Genomic DNA, 22,294 nt, shown 5'->3' on the forward strand with positions numbered 1-22,294 from the left:
TATCGCGAAAAACCGCCTCCGTTCGGCTTTTGTTTCGTACTTTTAGGGGACAAAATCCCACTGTTGCGCCATGCGGGCAAAGATACTCAATGCCAGTGCCGGTTCGGGCAAGACCTACCAGCTGGCCTACAAATACATACACGACGTCATCGAGCGTCCGGAGCTCTACCGCCACATTCTGGCCGTCACCTTCACCAACAAGGCCACCGAGGAGATGAAGAGCCGCATCCTGCGGGAGATTCACCTGCTGGCCACGGGCGACGAAAGCCCCTATGCCGCGCAGCTGCAGGAGGAGCTCGGCCTCGACGCGCGCACGCTCCAACAACGGGCGCACGACGTGCGGTCGCACATCCTGCACGACTATTCGCACTTCACGGTGCTGACCATCGATACCTTCTTCCAGCGCATCCTGCGGGCCTTCATCCGCGAGCTGGGCTTCGACCTCGACTACAACGTCGAAATCGAGACGGAGAGTCTGCTGGCCAAGAGCGCCGACTCGCTCGTGGAGGGCATCACCGAGAACCGCGAGCTGAAGCGCTGGCTCACGGACTTCGTCCAGGAGCGCATCGACGACGGCCGCCGCTGGGACATCCGCGACGGCATTCTGGCCCTCTCGGGCGAGCTCTTCAAGGAGAAGAACCGCGAGGCGCTCGGGCGCGCGCTGCCCAAGGAGGAGCTGCGCCGTCTGGTGGGCAAGGCGGGCGAGAAGGCGCGCGCAACGCGGCGCGCCATGCAGGAGAAGGCGCGCGAGGCGCTGCGTCTGATGGAGGAGGCGGGGGTCTCGCCCTCCGACTTCACGGGCAAGAGCCGCAGCTTCGCCAACTACTTCCTCGCGGCGGCGGGCGACGAACTGAAGGCGCCGTCGGCCACCGTCGAGCGGATGAGCCGCACCACCGAGGGGTGGTGCCCCAAAGGTTCGCCCGCACAGCCGCTCGTCGCCCGGCTGCAGCCCCTGCTGCGCGACATCTGCGACATCTTCCGGCTCAACGTCCGGCTGTGGAACACCGCGGCGCTGCTGCGCGAGAACTACCGCAGCTTCGCCCTGCTGGCCGACCTCTACGCGCAGGTGCAGCGCCTCTGCGACCAGGAGAGCACGATGCTCCTCTCGGAGACGAAGTACATCCTGGCCGAGTTCATCGGCCACAACGACGCGCCGTTCATCTACGAGAAGGTGGGCAACCGCTTCGAGCGCTACATGATAGACGAGTTCCAGGACACCTCGGCGCGCGAGTGGCGCAACTTCCTGCCCCTGCTGCACAACGCCATGGCGCAGTCGCAGCAGATATCGGTCTTTCTGGTGGGCGACATCAAGCAGTCGATTTACCGCTGGCGGGGCGGCGACTGGAAGATTCTCCACAGCGAGGCGCGCCGCGAGCTCTCGCCCGCGGATACCGAGGTGGTCAACCTGCGCGACAACTGGCGCTCGCTGCCGACGGTCGTCGAGTTCAACAACGGCATCATGGAGCGCATCGTCGCGGCCGACAACCGCGCGCTCAACACGATGCTCGACGAGGCGGCCGCCACGGGGGCCATCGCTGCGGAGCGGGCCGCCGAGCTGCACGACATCCTCGCGGCGGCCTACGGCGACCACGCCCAGGTGCCGCGCCGCGTGAAGGACGGCCCGGGATATGTCAGCGTGACGGCCTGCACGGGCGAGCCGCCCCTGGTGGAGCGCATCAAGCAGGTGCTCGACCGGGGATTCCGCCCCTCGGACATCCTGATTCTGGTCCGCAGCGCGACGGACGGCGCACGCGTGGCCGCCGAGCTGCTGCGCTTCAAGGGGGAGAACCGCGACGAGCGCTACTGCTTCGACGTCATGACGCGCGAGGCGCTCATCGTGGGCAACGCCCCCGTGGCGGGCTTCCTCATCGCCGCGCTGCGGCTGACGGTCAACACGGAGGACACGCTCAACCGCGCCATCTACAACCGCTTCCTGGGCCGGGCGTTCGGCGCGCCGCTTCCCGACGACGAGCGCGACTTCTGCCGCGCGCTGCGGCTGCTCTCGCCCGAGGAGGCCTTCGAGCGGCTGGTTATCCGCCACCACCTGGCCGAGCGCAGCGACCAGACCGCCTACCTGCAGGCCCTCCACGAGCAGCTCATCTCCTTCTGCTCGAGCAAAATCGCCGACATTCCCCTCTTCCTGCGCTGGTGGGACGAGCAGGGAAGCAGCCGCTCGCTGAGCATCGAGCAGAGCGAACGGACCATCGAAATCACCACGGTCCACAAGGCCAAGGGGCTCGAACGGCCGGTGGTCATCATCCCCTACTGCACGTGGCAGCTCGACCCCAAATCGAGCGGCAACGTCACCAACATCGTCTGGGCGCGGGCGAGCGACGAGGAGGCGGCCATCGGGCAGTTTCCCGTGCGCTACAAGCAGGCGATGGCCGATTCGGAGTTCTCGGAGGCCTACTACCGCGAGCTGGTCTACTCCCACGTCGACAACATCAACCTGCTCTACGTGGCGCTGACGCGCGCCGCCGAGTCGCTCCACGTCTTCATCCCCACGGGGGGCAAGGCGGCGAACGTGGGCTCGCTGCTGTGGAAGGCGCTGAATCCCAAGGCTGAAGGGTGCCCGCTCGGGAAAATCGAGGGGCGGCTGCAGACGACCGAGGCGGGCGAGGAGTGCACGTTCGGCAGCTTCGACGGCCCGGCGCCCCGCAAGGCGAAGAGGGACCTTCCGGAGCACGTGCTGCTGGAGCACTACCCCACGGCCATGGCCGACCTGAGGCTGCGGCTCCCCTCGCAGCGCTACTTCGAGGAGGAGCGCGACGCACTCCCCTCGCCGCGCGACTTCGGCATCCTGATGCACAAGGCCTTCGAGAATGCGGCCGACGAGGAGGAAATTCGCCGGAGCGTCACGCAGATGCAGAGCGACGGCATCCTCTCGCAGAGCGAGGCCGAGGCGCTCGGCACGATGCTCGACGAGGCGCTTGCCAACCCCGTCGTGCGGGAGTGGTTCGCCGGCGAGTGGGAGGAGGTACGCACCGAGAGCGACATCATCCTCCCGGCCGCCCGGGCGCAGCGCGCTGCGGCAGAGGATGCGGCCGCGGGGGCCGGAAAGGCGGCGGTTGCGGCAGAGAGCGCGGCGGTTGCGGCCGGGAAGGCGGCCGCTGGAGCAGAGAGCGCGGCAGCCGGGGCCGGGAAAGCGGCCGCTGGAGCAGAGGGCGCGGCAGCCGGGGCAGGCACCGCGCAGCGCAGCTCCGTGACGCGGCGTCCCGACCGTGTGATGATGCGGAGCGAGCGCGTCGGGGAGCGGGAGTTGCGCCGGGTTGTGGTGGTCGACTACAAGTTCGGCGAGCACGAAACGGCGGGCCACCGCCGGCAGATTGCCGAGTACATGCGCCTGCTGCGCGAGATGGGCTACGACGAGGTCAAGGGCTATCTGTGGTACATCCGTCTGCGTAAGGTGGTGGAGGTCTCCGCCCGGGAGGCGTAATCCGCCCCGAAGGCGGGGCACCCCCGCCGGTGCGCACCCGTCAACAGCCATCCAGGGGACCGCACCGTCCCATGCCAAGCCATGCCCTCCTGCCGCCCGACACACACGCATCCGCCCTGCCACCTCGCTGCCCGACACCGTTCAGAGCCATGCCCTCCTGCCCCGGCATCACGCTGCACGGCAACGCTCCACTTTCGCTGCCCGGCCGCCGTGCTCATGCGGAAGCCCGCACCGGAACGCAAACCGGAGCTCAAGCCGGGGCCGGACCCGCCCTACGGCAATGCGCCGCCGGATAGAACATTCCGCCGCGCATCCACGCCGGTAAACAACAGCCGCCGCTCCCCTCCCCCAACACACACATCCGCCCCACCGCCCGACACCTCGTTCCCCGGCTCCTCGCCACCCGACACCGCCCCCCAACTCCATTCCGCCCCGAAACGCGCATCCACGCCGGCAAGCAGCCCCGCCACCTCACCTCCCGACACACCGTCCCACAGCAATACGCCGCGGAACAGAAGATTCCGCCGCGCATTCTCGCCGGCAAACGGCGCCCGGCACCACCGCCCGACTCCTCACCACCGAACAGCCCGCAGTGCATTCCCGTCGGCAAACAACCGCCGCCGCTCTCCTCCCCCGACACACACCCACACACGCAGCCGCCCCGGAACACGCATCAGTCCCGGGACGCGCATCCAACCCAAGACCATCCTCCCCCGCCGCCACGCCGCTCCGCCGCCACATGCCGTCGCCCGCCACCTCACCGTTCCGCTCCGCCAGACGCACGCGCGCACAAAAAAGCGAAGCACCCTTGCGGATGCTTCGCCTCTCTTTGGAAACGTGGAGTTCGTTACTCGCCCAGAGCGAAACGCTTGTAGGCAACTACGGTAGCCTCCTTGTCGGCCTTGTGGATGAACTCGGCAATCGTCTCCTTCTCGCCTACGACCAGCTGGTTGAGCAGCGTGTTCTCCTCGAAGAACTTGCGCATCTTGCCCTCGGCAATCTTCTCGAGAATGGCCTCCGGCTTGTTGGCGTTCTTCGGGTCCTGCTTCATCGCCTCGACGGCAATCTTGCGCTCGTGCTCAACGACCTCGGCCGGGCAGTCGGCCTCCGAAATCGAAACGGGGGCCATGGCCGTAGCCTGCATGGCAACGGTGTGTGCCACCTCGGCGGGTACCTCCTTGTTGAAGCCCAGAATCACACCGAGCTTCTTGTTGAAGTGCACGTAGGTCGCGCAGTAGGGAGCCTCGATGCGGCCGTAGTAGGCCAGCTCAATCTTCTCGCCCGTCTGACCCGACTTCTCGGTCACCATCTCCTCGACGGTGTGACCCTCATCGTTCTTCGCGGCAAGCAGCGCGTCGCGGTCGGCTGCGTCGTTCTTCACGGCTACCTCCAGCATGGCCTGTGCCGAAGCGGAATACTCGGCGTTCTGGGCCACGAAGTCGGTCTCGCAGGCCAGGCAGAGCATGTATGCCTTCTGGCCGACGATTTTCGTTACAACGACACCCTCCGTAGCGGTACGGTCGGCACGCTTGGCAACCACCAGCTTACCCTTCTCGCGGATAATGTCCTGAGCACGCGCATAGTCGCCTTCCGCCTCCTGAAGGGCCTTCTTGCAGTCCATCATGCCGGCGCCGGTCATCTTGCGGAGCTTCATCACATCAGCAGCTTTGATTTCCATAGTCTTTGTATCTTTAATCGTTCGTAAATTCAATAATTCCCGAGCCTACTCGGCCTTGGCCTCCTCGGCGGCGAGCTCAGCGGGCTCCTCGAACGGGGTCTCCACCGAAGCTACGACGTCGGCTACGGCAGCCTCCTCGGCGTCGTACGACTCCTTGACGGCCTTCTTGATGCGGGGCTTGCCCTCCTTCTTGGGTGCAGCCTCACCGTTGGCGGCAGCCTCCTGAGCCTCCTTCTCCTTTTCGAGACGGCGCTCCTCGGTGCCCTCGGCGATGGCGGCGCACATGGCGTCTACCACTACGGCAATCGACTTGGCAGCATCGTCATTTGCAGGGATAACGTAATCAATGTCGGTCGGATCACAACAAGTATCTACCATTGCAAATACGGGGATGCTCAGTCGCTTGGCCTCCTTCACGGCGTTGGCCTCCTTCTGTACGTCTACGACGAACAGGGCGGCCGGCAGACGCGTCAGGTCGGCAATCGAGCCCAGGTTCTTCTCCAGCTTGGCGCGCTGACGGGCAATCTGGAGCTTCTCGCGCTTCGAGAAATTATCGAACGTGCCGTCGTTGGTCATCTTGTCGATGGTGGCCATCTTCTTGACGGCTTTACGGATGGTGGGGAAGTTGGTCAGCATACCGCCTGCCCAGCGCTCCGTAACGTAGGGCATTCCGACGGCTGCAACCTTTTCGGCAACAATCTCCTTGGCCTGCTTCTTCGTGGCTACGAACAGCACGCGACGTCCGCTCTTGGCAATCTGCTTGAGGGCTGCTGCTGCCTCATCGATTTTCAGCACGGTCTTGTGCAGGTCGATGATGTGGATGCCGTTCTTCTCCATGAAGATGTAGGGAGCCATTTTGGGGTTCCATTTGCGCTTCAGGTGACCGAAGTGCGCACCGGCTTCCAATAAGGTATTGAAATCTGTACGTGACATTTTTGTTTCTCTTTGTTTGTTTTAATTCTCTGTTCTTCAACTCTCCGGGTAGCGGCCCATGTCCGGTCCCGAGGAGTTTTCCGCGACGCGGCAAACGAAGGGTAATACCCCGTTGCACTGTCGGCCGACAGGACAACATATAATATATAACAGGTAGTCGCTCCGTTTTGGCAACCGTCGTCGTGCTTGCCGAAAATCCGGTCGTGCGTATTAACGCTTGCTGAACTGGAACTTGCGACGTGCTCCGGGCTGACCGGGCTTCTTACGCTCAACCTCGCGGGGATCGCGGGTCAGGAATCCGGCCTTCTTCAGCACCGGACGCATCTCGGCGTCAATCTCGCACAGTGCGCGAGCGATACCCAGACGAGCGGCTTCGGCCTGTCCCTTGATGCCACCGCCATCGAGGTTGATAGCGATGTCGTAGCTCTCGGCAGTGTTGGTAGCCAGCAGCGGCTGCTTTACCTGGAACTGGAGAATCTCGAGCGGGAAATAGGCGGCAAGCTCCTTGTGGTTGATTGTAATCTGACCCTTGCCCGGCTTCACGAATACGCGAGCCACAGCGGCCTTACGACGACCTACGGTGTTTACAACTTCCATAACTCCTCTTACTTAATCTCGTTCAACTTAATCTGCTTGGGGTTCTGCGCGGCGTGCGGATGCTCGGCGCCGGCATACACCTTGAGGTTCTTGAGCTGTGCGGCACCCAGACGCGTGCGGGGCATCATGCCCTTGACAGCCTTCTCAATCAAGAACGTCGGTTTCTTAGCCAGGTACTCGGCAGGCGTTGCATAGCGCTGACCGCCGGGATAACCCGTGTGACGCGTGTAGACCTTGTCGGTCATCTTGTTGCCCGTGAGCTTCACCTTCTCCGCGTTGATGACGATGACGTAGTCACCGCAGTCGGCGTGGGGGGTAAAGCTGGGCTTGTTCTTGCCGCGGAGAATCTTTGCAATCTGCGAGGCAAGACGTCCCAATACCTCGTTCGTAGCGTCGATGACAATCCACTCCTTGGTTACCGTCGATGCATTGGCCGAGATAGTCTTGTAGCTTAATGAATCCACTTTGTTTACGTTTAGTTTAACTTGTTTGTAATCCGTTTCCCGTATATTACGGGTGCGCAAAGGTACGAAATATTTTTCACTCCGCAATTTTCCGGCAAATAATTTTTCGTTTTGGTCCTGCAAAATGTCCGCTTTTTCAACCATTTCGGCACTCCGACGCCGTCGTCCGGAGGGCCTGCCGGAAGGAAACGCAGCCGCAGGGGGTGGCTTGCAGGGGGTGGCTTGCAGGGAGCGGCTCGCAGGGGGCGTTGGCGGACCGCCACCCCGTCCGAGGGATGTTCCCGCTTCTGGCTCTCCGCTCCGACCCGCTCCGACCCGCTCCGGCCCGCTCCGGCCCGACCAGTCCGGCCACCGGGCGACTTTCCGGCCTCTCCTCCCCTCAGGGCACCTCTCCGCTTCGGTCTGTTGCTCCGCCGCCGGAGCGTCCCCTCCCTCCGGCCCGCCTGCACTTCGGAGATGCCCCGCCGCCTCCGCACGCCCGCAACCACGCAACCTCACAACCCCGCAACCTCGCAACCCCGCAACCTCGCAACCACGCAGCCACGCAGCCTCCGCAACCCCTCAGCCACGCAAAAAGGGCCCTCCCCGCGTGGGGAGAGCCCTTTTGCATCGGGATGGCGTCGTGCGCCTATCCGAGGAACGAGAGCAGGATACCGGCTGCAACGGCCGAACCGACGACGCCGGCCACGTTGGGACCCATGGCGTGCATCAGCAGGTAGTTGCTCGGGTCCTCCTTCTGCCCCTCAATCTGCGAGACGCGGGCAGCCATCGGAACCGCCGAAACACCGGCCGAACCAATCAGCGGGTTGATTTTGTTCTCCTCCTTGCTGAAGAGGTTCATGAACTTGGCCAGCAGAACGCCGCCCGCCGTACCGAAGCCGAAGGCTACGACACCCAGCACCAGGATACCCAGCGTACGGAAGTTCAGGAAGGCTTCGGCCGTAGCCGTGGCGCCTACCGTCAGGCCGAGGAAAATCACGACGATGTTCATCAGCTCGTTCTGAACGGTCTTGCTCAGACGGTCCACCACGCCGCACTCCTTCATCAGGTTACCGAGCATGAGCGAGCCAATCAGCGGCGCAGCGCTGGGCAGCAGCAGGGCAATGATGACCGTGATGATGAGCGGGAAGAGAATCTTCTCGGTCTTCGACACGGGGCGCAGCTGGCGCATCTTGATGGCACGGTCCTTCTTCGTGGTGAGCGCCCGCATGATGGGGGGCTGAATCACCGGCACGAGGGCCATGTAGGAGTAGGCCGCAACGGCAATCGGGCCCAGCAGCTCGGGGGCGAGCATCGAGGTGAGGTAGATGGCCGTAGGACCGTCCGCACCGCCGATGATGCCAATCGAAGCGGCCTCGTTGGGGGAGAAGCCCAGCGCATAGGCGCCGATGAAGGTGAGGAAGATGCCAATCTGAGCGGCCGCACCCAGCATGAAGCTCTTGGGATTGGCAATCAGCGGACCGAAGTCGGTCATGGCACCCACGCCCACGAAGATGAGGCAGGGATAGATACCGAGCTTGACGCCCAGGTAGAGGTAGTCGAGCAGTCCGGCCTCCGCCACGAAGTTCTCCCAGTGTACATGACCGCCCGCAAAGAGCGACGTGTGGTACATGTTGGCATCGGGAAGGTTCGTCAGCAGCATGCCGAAGGCGATGGTCAGCAGCAGCAGCGGCTCGAATTTGTGTTTGATGGCCAGGTAGAGCAGGAAGAAGGCCACGCAAATCATCGCCACATTGCCCCAACCCATCGTATCGAACAGCGCTGCGATACCGGTCGAGCCGGCAAAGTCACGCAGACTGTCCCAGACGAAACTGGAGTTCGAGGTCAGGAAATTCCACATAGCGCCTATTCGATTACAATCAGGTTATCGCCCTCCATTACCGTAGCGCCCTGCTGTACGGAGATTTCCTTCACAACACCGCCGCGGTCGGCGTCGATGTTGTTCTCCATCTTCATGGCCTCGAGTACAAGCAGCGTCTGACCCGTGGTGACGCGGTCGCCCACCTTGACCTTGATGGCGAGCACCGTACCGGGCAGCGGGCTCTTCACAGCGTAGCCCGTGCTGGGTGCCGATGCGCTCAGACGGGGCGAGGGAGCAGCCGTTGCGGGCGTAATCATCGCGCTGTTGGCCGACTTGGGAGCCGGAGCCACCTGCGGCTTGGTCGTCTTGGAGGCCTTGGCGCCCTCGATTTCGACCTCATACTCCACGCCGTTGACTACAACATGGGCCAACGTCGAGGACTCGTTGACGTCGTCAATCTGCACGGCGTAGTTATGTCCGTTGATTTTCAAAGAGTAATCTTTCATTGCTTTCTAAAAGTTATTTTCTGTCTGGCATCTGGGTTAATCCGTGAATTTTCGAGTTCCAGGGCGAGTAGGCCCGCTTGATACTCATAATCGTCAGCACCTCCGACTCCTTGTCGTGCAGGGCGCCGCGATAGATTCGGAGAGCCGTTGCGATGGCTGCAATCACCTCCTCCTCGACCTCCACCTCGGCGGCGGGCTGCTTGGCCCGCTTGGCGGTGAAGATGTTACCGAAGATTTTCATGATTCCTACCAGCAGCAGCAGCATGACCACCACCAGGCAGAATCCGATGAGCGAGACCCAAAGAATCTCCGACCAGCTCCATTCAATTGCTAATACGTTCATGACAGGTACGGATGACATTACAGAGGAATGTTCGAATGTTTCTTGGGCGGGTTCTGCAGACGCTTGGTAGCGAGCGACTGCAGCGCACGGATGATGCGGAAACGCGTGTTGCGCGGCTCGATGACGTCGTCGATGTAGCCGTAGCGGGCAGCGTTGTAGGGGTTCGAGAACTTGTCGTTGTACTCCTTCTCCTTCTCGGCGATGAAGGCTGCCTTCTCCTCGGGCTTGTCGGCAAGCTCCTTGAGCTCCTTGCCGTAGAGCACCTCGACGGCACCGCTGGCACCCATCACGGCGATTTCGGCCGTCGGCCATGCGTAGTTGACGTCACCGCGGATGTGCTTCGACGACATGACGATGTAGGCGCCTCCGTAGGCCTTGCGCAGCGTGACGGTAATCTTGGGAACCGTAGCCTCGCAGTAGGCGAAGAGCAGCTTTGCACCGTGGGTAATCACACCGCCGTACTCCTGGGTCGTACCCGGCAGGAAGCCCGGAACGTCGACCAGCGTCACCAGCGGAATGTTGAAGGCGTCGCAGAAGCGTACGAAACGGGCGGCCTTGCGGCTGGCGTTGATGTCGAGCACGCCGGCCATGAACTTCGGCTGGTTGGCGATGATGCCGACCGACTGGCCGTTGAAGCGGGCGAAGCAGGTGATGATGTTCTTGGCATAACCGGCTGCCGACTCCAGGTACTCGCCGTTGTCGACGATGGCGCGGATGACCTCCGACATGTCGTAGGGCTTGTTGGCGTTGTCGGGGATAATCTCGTTGAGCGAATCCTCCAGACGCGTAATCTTGTCGGTGCAGACCGTCAGCGGGGCATCCTCCATGTTGTTCTGCGGCATGTAGGAGAGCAGCTTGCGAATCAGGCCGATGCCCTCCTCCTCGGTGTCAACGGCGAACTGGGCCACGCCGGACTTGGTGGTGTGCATGAGCGCACCGCCCAGCTGCTCCTGCGTCACGTCCTCGCCCGTCACCGTCTTGACGACCTTCGGGCCCGTGAGGAACATGTTCGAGGTCTCCTTCTTCATGATGATGAAGTCGGTCAGCGCGGGCGAATATACGGCACCGCCGGCGCAGGGGCCGAAGATGGCCGAAATCTGGGGAATGACGCCCGAAGCCATCACGTTGCGCTGGAAGATGTTGGCATAGCCGGCCAGTGCGTTGACACCCTCCTGGATGCGTGCGCCGCCCGAGTCGTTGATGCCGATGCAGGGTGCGCCGTTGCGCATGGCCATGTCCATCACCTTGCAGATTTTGTCCGACATCGAGAGCGAGAGCGAACCCGCCGTCACGGTGAAGTCCTGTGCGAAGACATAGACCAGACGGCCGTCGATGGTACCGTAACCCGTTACCACGCCGTCGCCGAACGTGTGGCTCTTGTCCATGCCGAAGTCGTAGCAGCGATGCGTCACGAACATGTCGAACTCTTCGAAGCTACCCTCGTCGAGCAGCATCTGAATACGCTCGCGCGCCGTATACTTGCCCTTGGCATGCTGCGCATCGATACGCTTCTGACCACCTCCCATACGCGCCTTCTCGCGGTTCTCGATGAGCTGGTTGATTTTGTTCTGAATTTCACTCATAAAGATATGATGCTTGATTTGTTGTTTTCAACTTTCCTGCGACCTTCCGGCGACCCTGCCTCCGTTCCCGGGAAAACCCCGCCGAAGCGGGGTGCGGCAACGCACGGGCGCTGTCCGGAGGGGCGACACGAGCCGCAAACGTCGGGTCGTCTGTCGTTATTTGTTCTTATTCTCGCACAGCTCGGTGAGGATGCCCTGCGTCGACTTCGGGTGCAGGAAGGCGATGGTCATGCCCTCGGCGCCCTTGCGCGGAGTCTTGTCAATCAGACGGATGCCGTGAGCCTCGGCGTCGGCGAGCTGCTCCTCGATGTTCTCGCAGGCAAGCGCCATGTGGTGGATGCCGATGCCGCGGTTCTCGATGAACTTGGCGATGGTCGACTCCTCCGAAGTGGGCTCCAGCAGCTCTATCTTCGTCTGGCCGAGCATGAAGAATGCCGTACGAACCTTCTGGTCGGGCACCTCCTCGATGGCATAGCACTTCAGACCGATTACGTTCTCCCAGTAGGGAATTGCTTCATCCAGGCTCTTCACTGCGATGCCGAGATGCTCGATGTGAGATACTTTCATAGCTAAATAAATTTAAGTAGGTTATTTCGTTGCAAATCTGTTCCGACTAAGTGTTATTTTGCGAACACAAAGATACATCTTTAATTATAAAGTAAAAATAAAAAAACAACTTTTTCGCTTTTCCCGAGCGGCGAAACCGCGGATTTGCAAACGGCGTCGGTTCCGGCGCGGCGGGACGCTGCAGAAAAGGACAAAAAGTGTCCGAAAACGGAGCATCGGGCCCCTTCCGGAGGGCGCTGCGCGCGAAGATGGGAGGCCTTGCGTCCGGGGGATGCGACGGGCCCGTCCGGAAACGACGGCGACCCGTACGGAGATGCGACCGGCCCGTCCGGAAACGGCAGCGGCTCCATGCCTGCCCCGCCGGAACAGAGGGTCCACGCCGACCCTCGTCGCTCCCAACGGTCCGCACCGACCCGATGCCGGGCCCGCCGGAAGAGAGGCTCCACGCCGGAACAGGGGCTCCGTCCGGGGGATGCGACCGGCCCGAACATATTCCCCCCTCCCGGGATGCGCCGCGGCCCGATTTTCGCAAGATATTCGCCGAATGTGCTTCCATCTGACAAATAATTCGTATCTTCGCTTGCGGATAAACCCGCAGGCCATGAAAAAAATCCTACTCCTCTGTCTGCTGCTTCCGCTGGCATGGTGCAACGCGGCGCACGCGCAGCGCATCCTCATCGGTAAGCGCGCCCCCGAGCTCCGAATCGCCACATGGCTCGCCGACAGCAAGCCTGCGTCGGCTCCGCTCACCTATATCGAATTCTACCACTCGTCGAACCCCTCGGGGCTCGCCTCGCTCGACCGGCTGCGCGAGCTGGTCCGCCATGCCGACAGGCGTCTGCGGGTCATCATCGTCACCCGCGAAGCGCCCGAAGCGGTCGCGGAGCGGCTGGCACCCTACGTCTCGGAGGTCACCGGCGTGGGTTTCGACCCCTCGGGGCAGAACTACTCGGCCTTCGAGGTCGACTATGTCCCCTTCGGGGTGCTCACCAACGCGCGCAACCGCGTGCTGTGGCTGGGCAACACGCTGCAGCTGACGCCGGAAGACATCGACCGGAACCTCTGACGGAACGCAATCTCACATACCTATTAATAAAACACAACCGCATGTCATTCACCAAAATAAACCACTACGAGAAGGAGTACTGCGACGCTCATCACGACAGCGCGCTCAACGTAGCCGAAGGTGTTGAAGACCAGCCCATCATAAATCCCTACTTCACACGGCGCAAGAAGCGCGTGCTGACCACCGACGAATACGTCGAGGGCATCCTGCGCGGCGACATCACGATTCTCTCGCGGGCCATCACGCTCGTCGAGTCGAGCAACCCGAAACACTACGCCCAGGCGCAGGAAATCATCGAACGCTGCCTGCCCCACGCCGGCAAGTCGGTGCGCATCGGCATCACGGGCGTCCCGGGCGCCGGCAAGTCGACCTTCATCGAAGCCATCGGCAACATGGTCACCTCGCTGCGCCACAAGCTGGCGGTGCTGGCCATCGACCCCTCGTCGGAGCGGAGCGGCGGCTCGATTCTGGGCGACAAGACCCGCATGGAGAGCATCTGCCACAACCCCGACGTCTTCATCCGCCCCTCGCCCTCGGCCGGTTCGCTGGGCGGCGTGGCACGCAAGACGCGCGAGACCATCGTACTGTGCGAGGCGGCGGGCTTCGACGTGATTTTCATCGAGACGGTGGGCGTCGGGCAGTCCGAAACGGCCGTCCACTCGATGGTCGACATGTTCATGCTGCTGCAGATTTCAGGCGCCGGCGACGAGCTGCAGGGCATCAAGCGCGGCATCATGGAGATGGCCGACATGATGGTCATCACCAAGGCCGACGGCGAGAACGTCCACAAGGCCGAGCTGGCCAAGACCCAGTTCCAGAGCGCGCTGCGCCTCTTCCCCGTACCCGAATCGCAGTGGCGGCCCCAGGTCTACACCTGCTCGTCGGTCGACGGCACGGGGCTCGAGGAGGTGTGGAAGGGGGTCGAGGAGTTCCTCGACCACACCGAGCGCAACGGCTACTTCCAGCACAACCGCAACCGGCAGAACAAGTACTGGATGTACGAATCCATCAACGAGGCGCTGCGCAACTCCTTTTACCAGGACCCGGCCATCGAGAGCCGCATCGGCGACTACGAGCAGCGGGTGCTCGACGCGCGCATCTCGTCGTTCGTGGCGGCCAAGGAGCTGCTGGACCTCTACTTTGCCGACAAGGCGGCCGAGGGCGGGAAATAGGCGGCACGCCTCCCGGCGGGGCGGTGTCAGCGAAACGAAAAGAGCGGGAAGGCGACGGCCTTCCCGCTCTTTTCTCTGTCAGCGGATGGGAGCTGCGGCCTCCCCTACGGCTCCTGGGAGCCGGAGGCGCGGAGCGTCGGGAGCTTCAGCCCGAAGTAGACGGCCACGATGCGGGCCGCGATGACCGCCACGGCGGTGATGACCTGCAGCGCGGCGCCGCCGATGCCGAGGTGGCCGCAGAGCCAGAAGACCACGCCGCCGAAGACGCAGGCCAGCGCATAGATTTCCTTACGGAAAATCAGCGGCACCTCGTTAATCAGGATGTCGCGCAGCACGCCGCCCGCCGCGCCGGTGATGGTGCCCATGATGACGGCCACCCAGAGCGGGAAGCCGGCCGCGAGGGTCTTCTCGATGCCGACGACCGTGAAGAGCCCCAGGCCGATGGCGTCGAAGACGAAGAAGGTGTTGTTGAGCCGGATGAGGTAGCGCCCCAGCGCGATGACGATGCCCAGGGCGATGGCCGTGACGACCAGATAGACGCTGTCAAGCATCCAGAAGGGGGTTGTCGAGAGCATCACGTCGCGCAGCGTTCCGCCGCCAATGGCCGTGGTGAAGCCCACGACGTAGGCGCCGAACCAGTCGAACTTCTTGGCCGAAGCGAGCCGGATGCCGCTGATGGCGAAGGCCAGCGTGCCGAGCATCTCGATGACGAAAGAGACGGTCATAGTGTGTGCAGATTTAGAGGCGGACGGAGAGGCCCCGCCCGTTCCGGCCGCAAAGATAGCGAAGGTGAGGGCAAAAGCCATGCCCGCCGCGCGATTTTTGCCGGGGAGCGTCCCGAGGGGTCCGCGCCATGGGCTACGGCCGTGCGATTTTTGCGGGGGAGCGCTCCGAGGGATCCGCTCCATGGGCCACGGCCGTGCGCTCCCTGACGGGCTGCCGCAGAAGGGGTTGGGGCCGGCGGTTGCCTCCGGGCACGCACTCTGGCCGGACCGCAGACGGGCACACCCCCACAGGTCCCAGACTGACTACGATTACTCTTCCACCCTCGGACCGCAGCGCCACCGGGTAAACCCCTCCGGGCCGCCTTCGCCGGGCTGCCTTTGCCGAGCCGCCTTCGCGGGGCCGCGGGCGAAGAGATAATGCCGGGCCGACGTCCCGGACTGCATTTCCCCGCCGGGTCGCCCCTTCGAGCTACCCTGCCGGGCCACAGACGGACACGTAATTACTCCCCCGCCTGCCGAACCGCAGCGCCACCGGGTAAGCCCCGACGGTCTGCCACGGAAGGGGTTGGGGCCGGCGGTTGCCTCCGGGCATGCACTCCGGCCGGGCCGCGGGCGGACGAGTTTTGCGGGCGCCGCCTCCCGGACCACTGACGAGGCGCACAACGACTCCCCCACCCGCCGGGCCGCAGCGTCACCGGGTAAGCTCCGACGGGCTGCCTCTTCCGGGCCGCGGGCGGACGCGCTATTGCTCCCCTCTTCCGAGCCGCGGGCGAATGGTTTCAGCGGGCTCCCCCGCCTGCCGGGCCATCCCATCGGGCTGCGTCCGGGCATACACTCCGGCTGGACGGACCGCCGACGGACGCGCAATTATGCCCCTCCGCCGGGCCGCCGCAGAGGGACGCGCAACTACTTCCCTGCCTGCCGGGCATGCTCCGCCTCGCGCAGCTGGCGGACCAGACGTGGCATGCCGACGGCCGAACGCTCGCGGATGTGGGTCAGCGGATTGCGAATCCACGCCGTGTCGGGATTGCCCGGGTCGACCAGATAGACCGGAACCTCGGGCCGCACGTAGCGCACGAGCGAGGCGGCGGGATAGACCGCAAGCGAGGTGCCGGCGACAATCAGCACGTCGGCCCCGCGCACCAGCTCGACGGCCCGTTCGAACATCGGGACCGGCTCGCCGAAGAAGACGATGTGGGGACGCAGCAGCGCACCGTCCGGCGCCTTGGCGTCGAGCGGCTGCTCCCACCCTTCAATCGGCACGATGAGGTCGGGGTTGCGCTCCGAGCGGAGCTTCATCAGCTCGCCGTGGAGGTGGGTCACATGGGTCGAACCGGCCCGTTCGTGGAAGTTGTCGACGTTCTGCGTCACCACCTCGACCGCAAAGTCGCGCTCCAGCTCGGCAATGGCGTAGTGGCCGGCATTGGGCTGCTTTTCGAGCAGCTCGCGGCGGCGCATGTTGTAGAAGCCGATGACCTTGGCCCGGTCGCGCGCCAGCGCTTCGGGGGTGCAGACCTCCTCGATGCGGTAGTTGGCCCACAGGCCGTCGGAGTCGCGGAAGGTGGCCAGCCCGCTGTCGGCGCTCACGCCGGCTCCCGTAAAGACGACAATCTTTTTCATAGGACAGGATGCATTAGTGACCCTCAAAGATACGCTTTCGTGCGGGCAAAGACAAGTTTCGGCGCCGTTTTTCCGCGGCGGACATCCGATTTGCGGGAAGGCACGGACACGGGCACGGATACGGGCACGGACACGGGCACGGACACGGGCACGGACACGGGCACGCTCCAACGGCACGCATGCGGCAGAGGAGGTCGCCCACGCCCCCCCGGTCCATCCGCCGTCCGGCGCGACAATTGCCCAACACGACCGTCCGAGACCGCCAATCCGGCCATTCCGCCCGACACGCCTCCGCCTCCGTCCAAGACAGCCGCCGGCCCCTCCATCCGCCGCCCGGCTAAACCTCCGCTACCGCTCGGCGCCCCTCCATCCACCGCCCGGCACGACCGCCCAAAACCTCCGCCCCGCCCCTCCGCGGCCCGACCGGCACGACCGGCACGACCGGTACGACCTCCGCTGCCCGCTCTTCCGGGCCGCCGCACCGTAAGCACGGAACAGAACGCAAGGGTTGCAGCAGAGTGGTCGAAAGCACTCGAAACCAGAATGTCTGCACTTCGAAACCCCCAAAACGGGCAGACCCCGACGATAAAAAATATTATTAATAACACGCATTTTCATATTAAAATATTTGCAAACGTCGGCGTATTTATAATTTCGTCATCAAAACCCGAGAGACTGAAGAGAGAGCAAGAGAGCCGAGAAAGAGCCGGCCGAGAGCCGAAGAGAGAACCGAGAGAGAGCAAGCAAGACCCACAAGACCCGCAAGACCCAAAAGAACGACGAACCGAAGAAATCAATGCCCGCCAGGGTTCGGTCCGACGTTTTTTTCACCCCATCAAAACCCCTTAAAAATCTTATTCCATGAAACAACTTCTGCTGCTGATGTGTTCGGTTGCGCTGATGTTTGCAACCGGATGCAAGAACGATGAAACCAACCCCACACCACCCCCTGCAACGACCGGCAGCGACCTGAGCGCTGCGGGATGCGCCAACAGCTATCTGGTGCACGGCGCCGGCGCATATTCGTTCGACGTCACCGTAATGGGCAACGGCGTATCGACCGAACCGTTCGCCGCCACGAAGCTCTCCCCCTCGTCGGCCGCACTGCTGTGGCAGGATGCCCCCGCGCTGCTCTCCGACGTCCGCCTCGAGGAGGGCCGCGTCCACTTCACGGCCGGTGAAGGGCAGGGCAACGCCCTCATCGCCGTCCGCGACGCCGACGGCAGGATACTCTGGAGCTAGCACATCTGGGTGACGGACTACGACCCCTCGTCGCAGGCTCCGAAGCTCAACGGACTGAGCTGGATGACGCGCAACCTGGGCGCCCTGAGCGACGACTACGACGAGACGGGCTCGGCCAAGGGTTTCGTCTACCAGTGGGGACGCAAGGACCCCTTCCCGTCGGGCGCCGGATGGAACGACCTGAACGACATCACGGTCTATGACGCCTCGGGAACGGCAGCCACCGACCTCTTCGCCAACGAGCAGGTGACCGCCTCGAACAACCTGCAGAATGCCGTCGAGCACCCCACCACCTTCTACTACGGCACCCGCATCGGCGACGACTACTACGACCGGCTGACGGCCGACGGTACGGCCAAGAACAACCGTCTGTGGGAGACGGCGGCCGACGGCGGCAAGACGCTCTTCGACCCCTGCCCTCCGGGATGGCGCGTGCCGCGCAACGGCAGCTGGAAGGGGGTCAACGAGGCCAACTTCATCTACGACGAGGCCGCCTTCGGACGCCGCCACGCACTGCTGGGCTACTACCCCGCCGCCGGCAACCGCGGCGCCGCATCGGGCACCTGGAGCTTCGTGGGCGGACAGGCCTCCTATTGGACCTCGACCGCCACGCAGGAGCAGTACTCCTACATCCTCAACTTCCTGGCCGCCTACCTCAATCCGCAGAGCAGCTCGAACCGTGCGGCCGGATGTTCGGTGCGCTGCGTGAGCGAGACGCAGGGCGAGCCCGACCCCGAACCCTCGACGGGTGACACCTTCACGCTGACGACCGTCACCGACGCCACCTATCAGGGCGGCACGGGCAGCGACGGCTCGGCCAACTACTACATCGGACTGAGCAACGTTCCCTTCGAAATCGACGACCAGGGCGAACAGGTTCCCACCGAACCGGGCATCATCCTCTACCTCGACCTCTACGGCCAGGCCAGCCAGGACGCCTCGGCAGCCCGGCTGCCCGAGGGCACCTATACGCTCAAGAGCGGCGCAACCACCGGCACGGCCAACCCCGACTACACGTGGGCCCGCGAAAAGAAGCAGGACGGCACCATCGCCTACCGCAAGCCCGTCGAGGGCGAAATCACGGTTCTCCACACGCAGAAGGGATACCTCATCGAGGGCACCTTCGTGGTGGGCACCGAGGAGGAGAACTTCGCATTCACCTACGAGGGTGAGCTCGCCTTCGTCGACCGCACCGACCCGTCGGGCGGCGCACCGGTCATCCGCGAACCGGTCAATGTCACCTTCACCTCGGCTTCGGCCACCTGGGAGTACACCGGCGACGAGAGCGACCGCTACACCATCAGGCTCCAGGAGGGCACCGTCGAGGGCGGTTACCTGGCACACGGCCACCAGCTGACCATCGACCTGCTCTCGAAGCCCCTTTCGAGCAAGGAGGAGATGGTGCTGGCCGAGGGCGTCTACTCGCCGAGCAACGACTACGTCTCGCCGATGACCTTCACCCAGGGCTCGACCTTCAACCTGATGGGCTACGTCTACTACTACGGCACCTACCTCCAGCAGGTCGAGTCGCTCGAAGAGACGCCGCTGATTGGCTTCGCTCAGGAGGGCACCATCGAGGTGAAGCGCTCGGGCAGCCAGTATGAGTTCATCGTCGACGTCACCACGCCCGAGGGTGTCTCCATCAAGGGCACCTATCCGATGGGCGATGTCAACTTCATCGACAACGCACCCGAGAAGCCTGCGGGCGACTGGCTGAGCATCCTGCACGAGGACAAGACCGTGCTCTTCAATCCGGATGATGCTTCGGAGTGCCGCGTGTGGACCTACACGAGCTACTTCGAGGGAGCCACCGAGTTCGAGATTCTGGTAGACAACAACACCACCGACGAGGCCTTCCAGCTCGACGTGCTGGCCGCCGAGGGTGCCACCTCGATTGCCGGCACCTACACCACGCCGAAGGACCCCGACAATCCACAGGCCGGCGAGTTCATCCCCGGATACCAGGAGTTTGCCGTCAAGCGCGGTACGTGGCCCTACCTCTACTACGACTTCAGCGCCAGCCAGTACATCGGCGCACCCGCAACGGAGGGCACCATCGAAATCACCGAGCTGGAGGATGGCAAGGTTGAAATCCAGTACGAGATGAAGGACGACGCCGACCCGAAGAACACGATTCGCTCGGTATGGAGCGGCACGATTCGCAAGGTCAACTGAGCCGCACCGTCCAACCCACACAACAAAGGAGGGCGTTCCGCACGGAACGCCCTCCTTTTGTGTTTGTCAGCCTTTCGGCTGTATTTTCCAGCCCTCTTGCCGGGTTTCTCAGCCCACGGCCGTGGTTGTCAGCCTCTCGGCCGTATTTCCCAGCCCTCTCGGCCGTTTTTCCAGCCCTCTTGCCGGGTTTGTCAGCCCTCGGCAGCGGCTCTCAGCCCTTGGCCGGGTTTGTCGGCTTCTATGGCTCTTGTCGGCCTCTGCGGCGCGTCACTTCAACCGCTCGTGCAGCCACATGGGCAGCAGCACGGCCCCAGCCGCCAGCAGCCGCAGCAGGAGGGAGAAGCCTCCCTGCACGGGCGAGAGTTCACCCGCGGCCCACGCCAGCACCGGACGCAGGCAGACCAGCGCCACAAGGAGCAGCACACAGAACATCAAGGCGCGCCGCGATGCACCGCGCGGAGCCTCCTCGCGGTCGGATTCAACCTCGGGGGCCGTTGCGCCCCAGATGCCGATGGCCCAGCAAAGGGCGAGCGTCAGCGCATAGAAGGCCCCCTTGAGGACGGCATCGCCGGCCGGAAGCCCCTCGACATAGCGCCGATAGAGCCACAAGCAGCCGAAGCCCACCCCCGCAACGGCCGGCAGGGCCAACCACAGGCGGCTGCGCACGAAGGCCCGTATGCGCTCCGGCGCAAAAGCGCCATATGATTCACGACTCTTCATCTATTGCTTCTTTGGGTCTCGTTTTTTGCCTCGCTTTTTGCCTTGTCCGCAGCCGGACAGGTTCCCTCCGGCACGGCGTTTTCCGTGCCTGTCCCGGCCGGCGCGGGTTTCTCCAATGCGGCCTCAACCGACGCAGTCCCCTCCGGCGCGGCACTGTTTGCTCCGGCTCCTTCCGCTCCGGCACGGGCCGACACCGACCCGTCCGAAGCGGCCCCCTCCGGCGCAGCTCCCTCCGGCGCGGCCTCAACCGGCGCAACTTCCTCCGGCGCAACGCCGCGGCCGCTCCGCGCACGCCGCCGCCCGGGCAGCCGCCCGCTGCGGCGCAGGGCGTCGGCAAGAATCCACTGCAGCTGGCCGTTGATGCTGCGGAACTCGTCGTCGGCCCACGCTTCGAGCGCCTCCATCGCCGCGGCATCGACACGCAGCACGAAACTTCTGGTATCCTGACTCTTGGACATCGTTACCTTACTCAATGATGCAGCGTCCCGGCATTGACCACGGGCTGAGCCGCCTCATCGGCGCAGAGCACCACGAGCAGGTTCGAGACCATGGCGGCCTTGCGCTCCTCGTCCAGCTCGACCACCTCCTCTTCGGAAAGGCGCTCGAGGGCCATGCGCACCATCGTGACGGCCCCCTCGACAATCTTCTCGCGGGCCGAAATGATGGCGTCGGCCTGCTGGCGGCGCAACATGACGGCGGCAATCTCGGGGGCGTAGGCCAGGTAGTTGATGCGCGCCTCGACCACCTCGATGCCGGCCATCGCCAGGCGGTCGTTCAACGTCTGCTCGAGCTGCGCGTTAATCTCCTCGCTGTTGGAGCGGAGCGTGAGCTCACCCGCCTCAACGCCCGTATTGTCATAGGCATAGAGCCCGGCCACCTGGCGCAGCGCCGCATCGCTCTGCACCCCGACGAAGCGGTCCAGCACCGTCATCCGAGCCGCTGCAGAGACGTTGCCGCCGGGCGTTGCGGGGGCCGCGTCAATCTCGAAGACCGAGCGGTAGACCTCATCGCGTTTGATGCGCCAGACGAGCACGAGACCTATCATGACGGGGTTGCCGCACTTGTCGTTGACCTTGATGGGCTCGGCATTGAGGTTGCGGAGCCGCAGCGAAATCTGCTTGGCCGAGAGGAAGGGGTTGACCCACCAGTAGCCTGTCTCGTAGAAGGTCCCGCGGTATTGGCCGAAGAAGAGCATCACCCGCGCCTCGTTGGGTTCGAGCAGCATGAAGCCGCCCGACGAAAGCGCCGCCGCGAGGCAGAGCACGATGCCCGCAGCGAGCAGGCCGCCGCCACCGCTCAGCTGCGCGTCGAGCCGGATGCCGCCCTCGATTACCAGCCAGATGCCGACGCCGAGCAGCGCCAGCGTCACAAGCAGCATGGGAAGACCGCGCGTCTTCCAACCGGAATAGACAAAGTTGTCGTTTTTCATGATGATATTATTTTGATATCACAAATCTAAACAATTTTTCCGGTTTTTCAACCCTCGGACCGAAAAAAAGCGACGAAGCGGCGCCCCGCCAAAAGAGGGGACGGGGACAGGAACGGGACGGGAACGGGACGGAGCGGAGAGGGGACGGAGCGGAGAGGGGACAGAGCGGAGAGGGGACAGAGCGGAGAGGGGGCAGAGCGGAGAGGGGACAGAGCGGAGAGGGGACAGAGCGGAGAG

19 protein-coding genes are annotated in these 22,294 nt (G+C 63.6%); 5 read left to right on the plus strand and 14 right to left on the minus strand.

The genetic code is table 11. The features are described 5' to 3' along the window. Positions 1–70: 70 nt before the first annotated feature. Positions 71–3,436, plus strand: a complete 3,366-nt coding sequence (locus B5F90_RS08555; RefSeq protein WP_087362385.1) for a UvrD-helicase domain-containing protein — start codon at positions 71–73, stop codon at positions 3,434–3,436. An 847-nt stretch (positions 3,437–4,283) separates the two neighbouring features. On the opposite strand, the gene tsf is transcribed toward B5F90_RS08555, so the two are convergent. From tsf to mce, 9 genes are all read right to left on the minus strand, one after another. Further along, positions 4,284–5,114 carry a translation elongation factor Ts gene (gene tsf, locus B5F90_RS08565; RefSeq protein ID WP_087362387.1) on the minus strand — a complete coding sequence of 277 codons (831 nt, stop codon included), beginning with the start codon at positions 5,112–5,114 and terminating at the stop codon, positions 4,284–4,286. Positions 5,115–5,159: 45 nt separating this feature from the next. Beyond that, complete coding sequence (rpsB, locus tag B5F90_RS08570) at positions 5,160–6,047, minus strand: 30S ribosomal protein S2 (RefSeq protein ID WP_087362388.1); 888 nt, start codon at positions 6,045–6,047, stop codon at positions 5,160–5,162. Positions 6,048–6,257: 210 nt separating this feature from the next. Beyond that, on the minus strand, positions 6,258–6,644 hold the full coding sequence (rpsI, locus tag B5F90_RS08575) for a 30S ribosomal protein S9 (protein WP_087362389.1): 387 nt from the start codon (positions 6,642–6,644) through the stop codon (positions 6,258–6,260). Between the two features lie 8 nt (positions 6,645–6,652). Next, on the minus strand, positions 6,653–7,108 hold the full coding sequence (gene rplM, locus B5F90_RS08580) for a 50S ribosomal protein L13 (protein ID WP_087362390.1): 456 nt from the start codon (positions 7,106–7,108) through the stop codon (positions 6,653–6,655). A gap of 628 nt (positions 7,109–7,736) precedes the next feature. Next, positions 7,737–8,948, minus strand: coding sequence for a sodium ion-translocating decarboxylase subunit beta (locus B5F90_RS08585; protein ID WP_087362391.1), 1,212 nt, complete (start codon positions 8,946–8,948; stop codon positions 7,737–7,739). A 5-nt stretch (positions 8,949–8,953) separates the two neighbouring features. Continuing rightward, positions 8,954–9,415, minus strand: coding sequence for a biotin/lipoyl-containing protein (locus B5F90_RS08590; protein ID WP_087362392.1), 462 nt, complete (start codon positions 9,413–9,415; stop codon positions 8,954–8,956). Positions 9,416–9,428: 13 nt separating this feature from the next. After that, entirely contained in the window at positions 9,429–9,758 is a 330-nt protein-coding gene (locus B5F90_RS08595; RefSeq protein WP_234025752.1) for a hypothetical protein, read from the minus strand. A gap of 17 nt (positions 9,759–9,775) precedes the next feature. Further along, positions 9,776–11,341, minus strand: coding sequence for an acyl-CoA carboxylase subunit beta (locus tag B5F90_RS08600; RefSeq protein ID WP_087362393.1), 1,566 nt, complete (start codon positions 11,339–11,341; stop codon positions 9,776–9,778). 156 nt (positions 11,342–11,497) lie between these two features. Beyond that, complete coding sequence (gene mce, locus B5F90_RS08605; protein WP_087362394.1) at positions 11,498–11,908, minus strand: methylmalonyl-CoA epimerase; 411 nt, start codon at positions 11,906–11,908, stop codon at positions 11,498–11,500. A 601-nt stretch (positions 11,909–12,509) separates the two neighbouring features. On the opposite strand from mce, the gene B5F90_RS08610 reads away from it, so the two are divergent. Both B5F90_RS08610 and meaB read left to right on the plus strand, forming a co-directional pair. Next, complete coding sequence (locus B5F90_RS08610; RefSeq protein WP_087362395.1) at positions 12,510–12,974, plus strand: hypothetical protein; 465 nt, start codon at positions 12,510–12,512, stop codon at positions 12,972–12,974. 41 nt (positions 12,975–13,015) lie between these two features. Further along, positions 13,016–14,146, plus strand: coding sequence for a methylmalonyl Co-A mutase-associated GTPase MeaB (gene meaB / locus B5F90_RS08615; RefSeq protein ID WP_087362396.1), 1,131 nt, complete (start codon positions 13,016–13,018; stop codon positions 14,144–14,146). 104 nt (positions 14,147–14,250) lie between these two features. Here the strand turns inward: meaB and B5F90_RS08620 are convergent, their stop codons facing one another. Both B5F90_RS08620 and B5F90_RS08625 read right to left on the minus strand, forming a co-directional pair. After that, entirely contained in the window at positions 14,251–14,871 is a 621-nt protein-coding gene (locus tag B5F90_RS08620; RefSeq protein ID WP_087362397.1) for a trimeric intracellular cation channel family protein, read from the minus strand. Between the two features lie 906 nt (positions 14,872–15,777). Beyond that, on the minus strand, positions 15,778–16,491 hold the full coding sequence (locus B5F90_RS08625) for a Sir2 family NAD-dependent protein deacetylase (protein ID WP_087362398.1): 714 nt from the start codon (positions 16,489–16,491) through the stop codon (positions 15,778–15,780). Between the two features lie 861 nt (positions 16,492–17,352). Between B5F90_RS08625 and B5F90_RS08630 the strand changes: the two genes are divergently transcribed. Both B5F90_RS08630 and B5F90_RS08635 read left to right on the plus strand, forming a co-directional pair. Then, a complete protein-coding gene (locus tag B5F90_RS08630) occupies positions 17,353–17,733 on the plus strand; it encodes a hypothetical protein (RefSeq protein WP_087362399.1) in 381 nt (126 codons plus the stop codon). A 9-nt stretch (positions 17,734–17,742) separates the two neighbouring features. After that, positions 17,743–19,908 carry a hypothetical protein gene (locus tag B5F90_RS08635; RefSeq protein WP_087362400.1) on the plus strand — a complete coding sequence of 722 codons (2,166 nt, stop codon included), beginning with the start codon at positions 17,743–17,745 and terminating at the stop codon, positions 19,906–19,908. A 267-nt stretch (positions 19,909–20,175) separates the two neighbouring features. On the opposite strand, the gene B5F90_RS08640 is transcribed toward B5F90_RS08635, so the two are convergent. The 3 genes from B5F90_RS08640 to B5F90_RS08650 are packed head-to-tail and all read right to left on the minus strand — an operon-like array spanning position 20,176 to position 22,057. Next, positions 20,176–20,628, minus strand: a complete 453-nt coding sequence (locus B5F90_RS08640) for a hypothetical protein (RefSeq protein ID WP_106634532.1) — start codon at positions 20,626–20,628, stop codon at positions 20,176–20,178. Continuing rightward, a complete protein-coding gene (locus tag B5F90_RS08645) occupies positions 20,625–21,086 on the minus strand; it encodes a hypothetical protein (protein WP_087362402.1) in 462 nt (153 codons plus the stop codon). The genes B5F90_RS08640 and B5F90_RS08645 overlap by 4 nt, the downstream gene beginning before the upstream one ends. Positions 21,087–21,097: 11 nt before the next feature. Beyond that, positions 21,098–22,057, minus strand: coding sequence for an SPFH domain-containing protein (locus B5F90_RS08650; protein WP_087362403.1), 960 nt, complete (start codon positions 22,055–22,057; stop codon positions 21,098–21,100). Between the last annotated feature and the right edge of the window lie 237 nt (positions 22,058–22,294).

It is taken from the genome of Alistipes sp. An31A, assembly GCF_002159425.1.
Taxonomy (GTDB): Bacteria; Bacteroidota; Bacteroidia; order Bacteroidales; family Rikenellaceae; genus Alistipes; species Alistipes excrementigallinarum.

Excerpts from the sequence above, each read along its gene's own strand:
- B5F90_RS08610 (WP_087362395.1), top strand. The coding sequence starts at position 12,510 with ATGAAAAAAATCCTACTCCTCTGTCTGCTGCTTCCGCTGGCATGGTGC.
- rpsB (WP_087362388.1), bottom strand. The coding sequence starts at position 6,047 with ATGTCACGTACAGATTTCAATACCTTATTGGAAGCCGGTGCGCACTTC.
- B5F90_RS08620 (WP_087362397.1), bottom strand. The coding sequence starts at position 14,871 with ATGACCGTCTCTTTCGTCATCGAGATGCTCGGCACGCTGGCCTTCGCC.
- B5F90_RS08590 (WP_087362392.1), bottom strand. The coding sequence starts at position 9,415 with ATGAAAGATTACTCTTTGAAAATCAACGGACATAACTACGCCGTGCAG.
- B5F90_RS08645 (WP_087362402.1), bottom strand. The coding sequence starts at position 21,086 with ATGTCCAAGAGTCAGGATACCAGAAGTTTCGTGCTGCGTGTCGATGCC.
- B5F90_RS08585 (WP_087362391.1), bottom strand. The coding sequence starts at position 8,948 with ATGTGGAATTTCCTGACCTCGAACTCCAGTTTCGTCTGGGACAGTCTG.
- B5F90_RS08640 (WP_106634532.1), bottom strand. The coding sequence starts at position 20,628 with ATGAAGAGTCGTGAATCATATGGCGCTTTTGCGCCGGAGCGCATACGG.
- mce (WP_087362394.1), bottom strand. The coding sequence starts at position 11,908 with ATGAAAGTATCTCACATCGAGCATCTCGGCATCGCAGTGAAGAGCCTG.
- B5F90_RS08595 (WP_234025752.1), bottom strand. The coding sequence starts at position 9,758 with ATGAACGTATTAGCAATTGAATGGAGCTGGTCGGAGATTCTTTGGGTC.
- B5F90_RS08630 (WP_087362399.1), top strand. The coding sequence starts at position 17,353 with ATGAAACAACTTCTGCTGCTGATGTGTTCGGTTGCGCTGATGTTTGCA.
- tsf (WP_087362387.1), bottom strand. The coding sequence starts at position 5,114 with ATGGAAATCAAAGCTGCTGATGTGATGAAGCTCCGCAAGATGACCGGC.
- B5F90_RS08555 (WP_087362385.1), top strand. The coding sequence starts at position 71 with ATGCGGGCAAAGATACTCAATGCCAGTGCCGGTTCGGGCAAGACCTAC.
- meaB (WP_087362396.1), top strand. The coding sequence starts at position 13,016 with ATGTCATTCACCAAAATAAACCACTACGAGAAGGAGTACTGCGACGCT.
- B5F90_RS08600 (WP_087362393.1), bottom strand. The coding sequence starts at position 11,341 with ATGAGTGAAATTCAGAACAAAATCAACCAGCTCATCGAGAACCGCGAG.
- rpsI (WP_087362389.1), bottom strand. The coding sequence starts at position 6,644 with ATGGAAGTTGTAAACACCGTAGGTCGTCGTAAGGCCGCTGTGGCTCGC.
- B5F90_RS08650 (WP_087362403.1), bottom strand. The coding sequence starts at position 22,057 with ATGAAAAACGACAACTTTGTCTATTCCGGTTGGAAGACGCGCGGTCTT.
- B5F90_RS08625 (WP_087362398.1), bottom strand. The coding sequence starts at position 16,491 with ATGAAAAAGATTGTCGTCTTTACGGGAGCCGGCGTGAGCGCCGACAGC.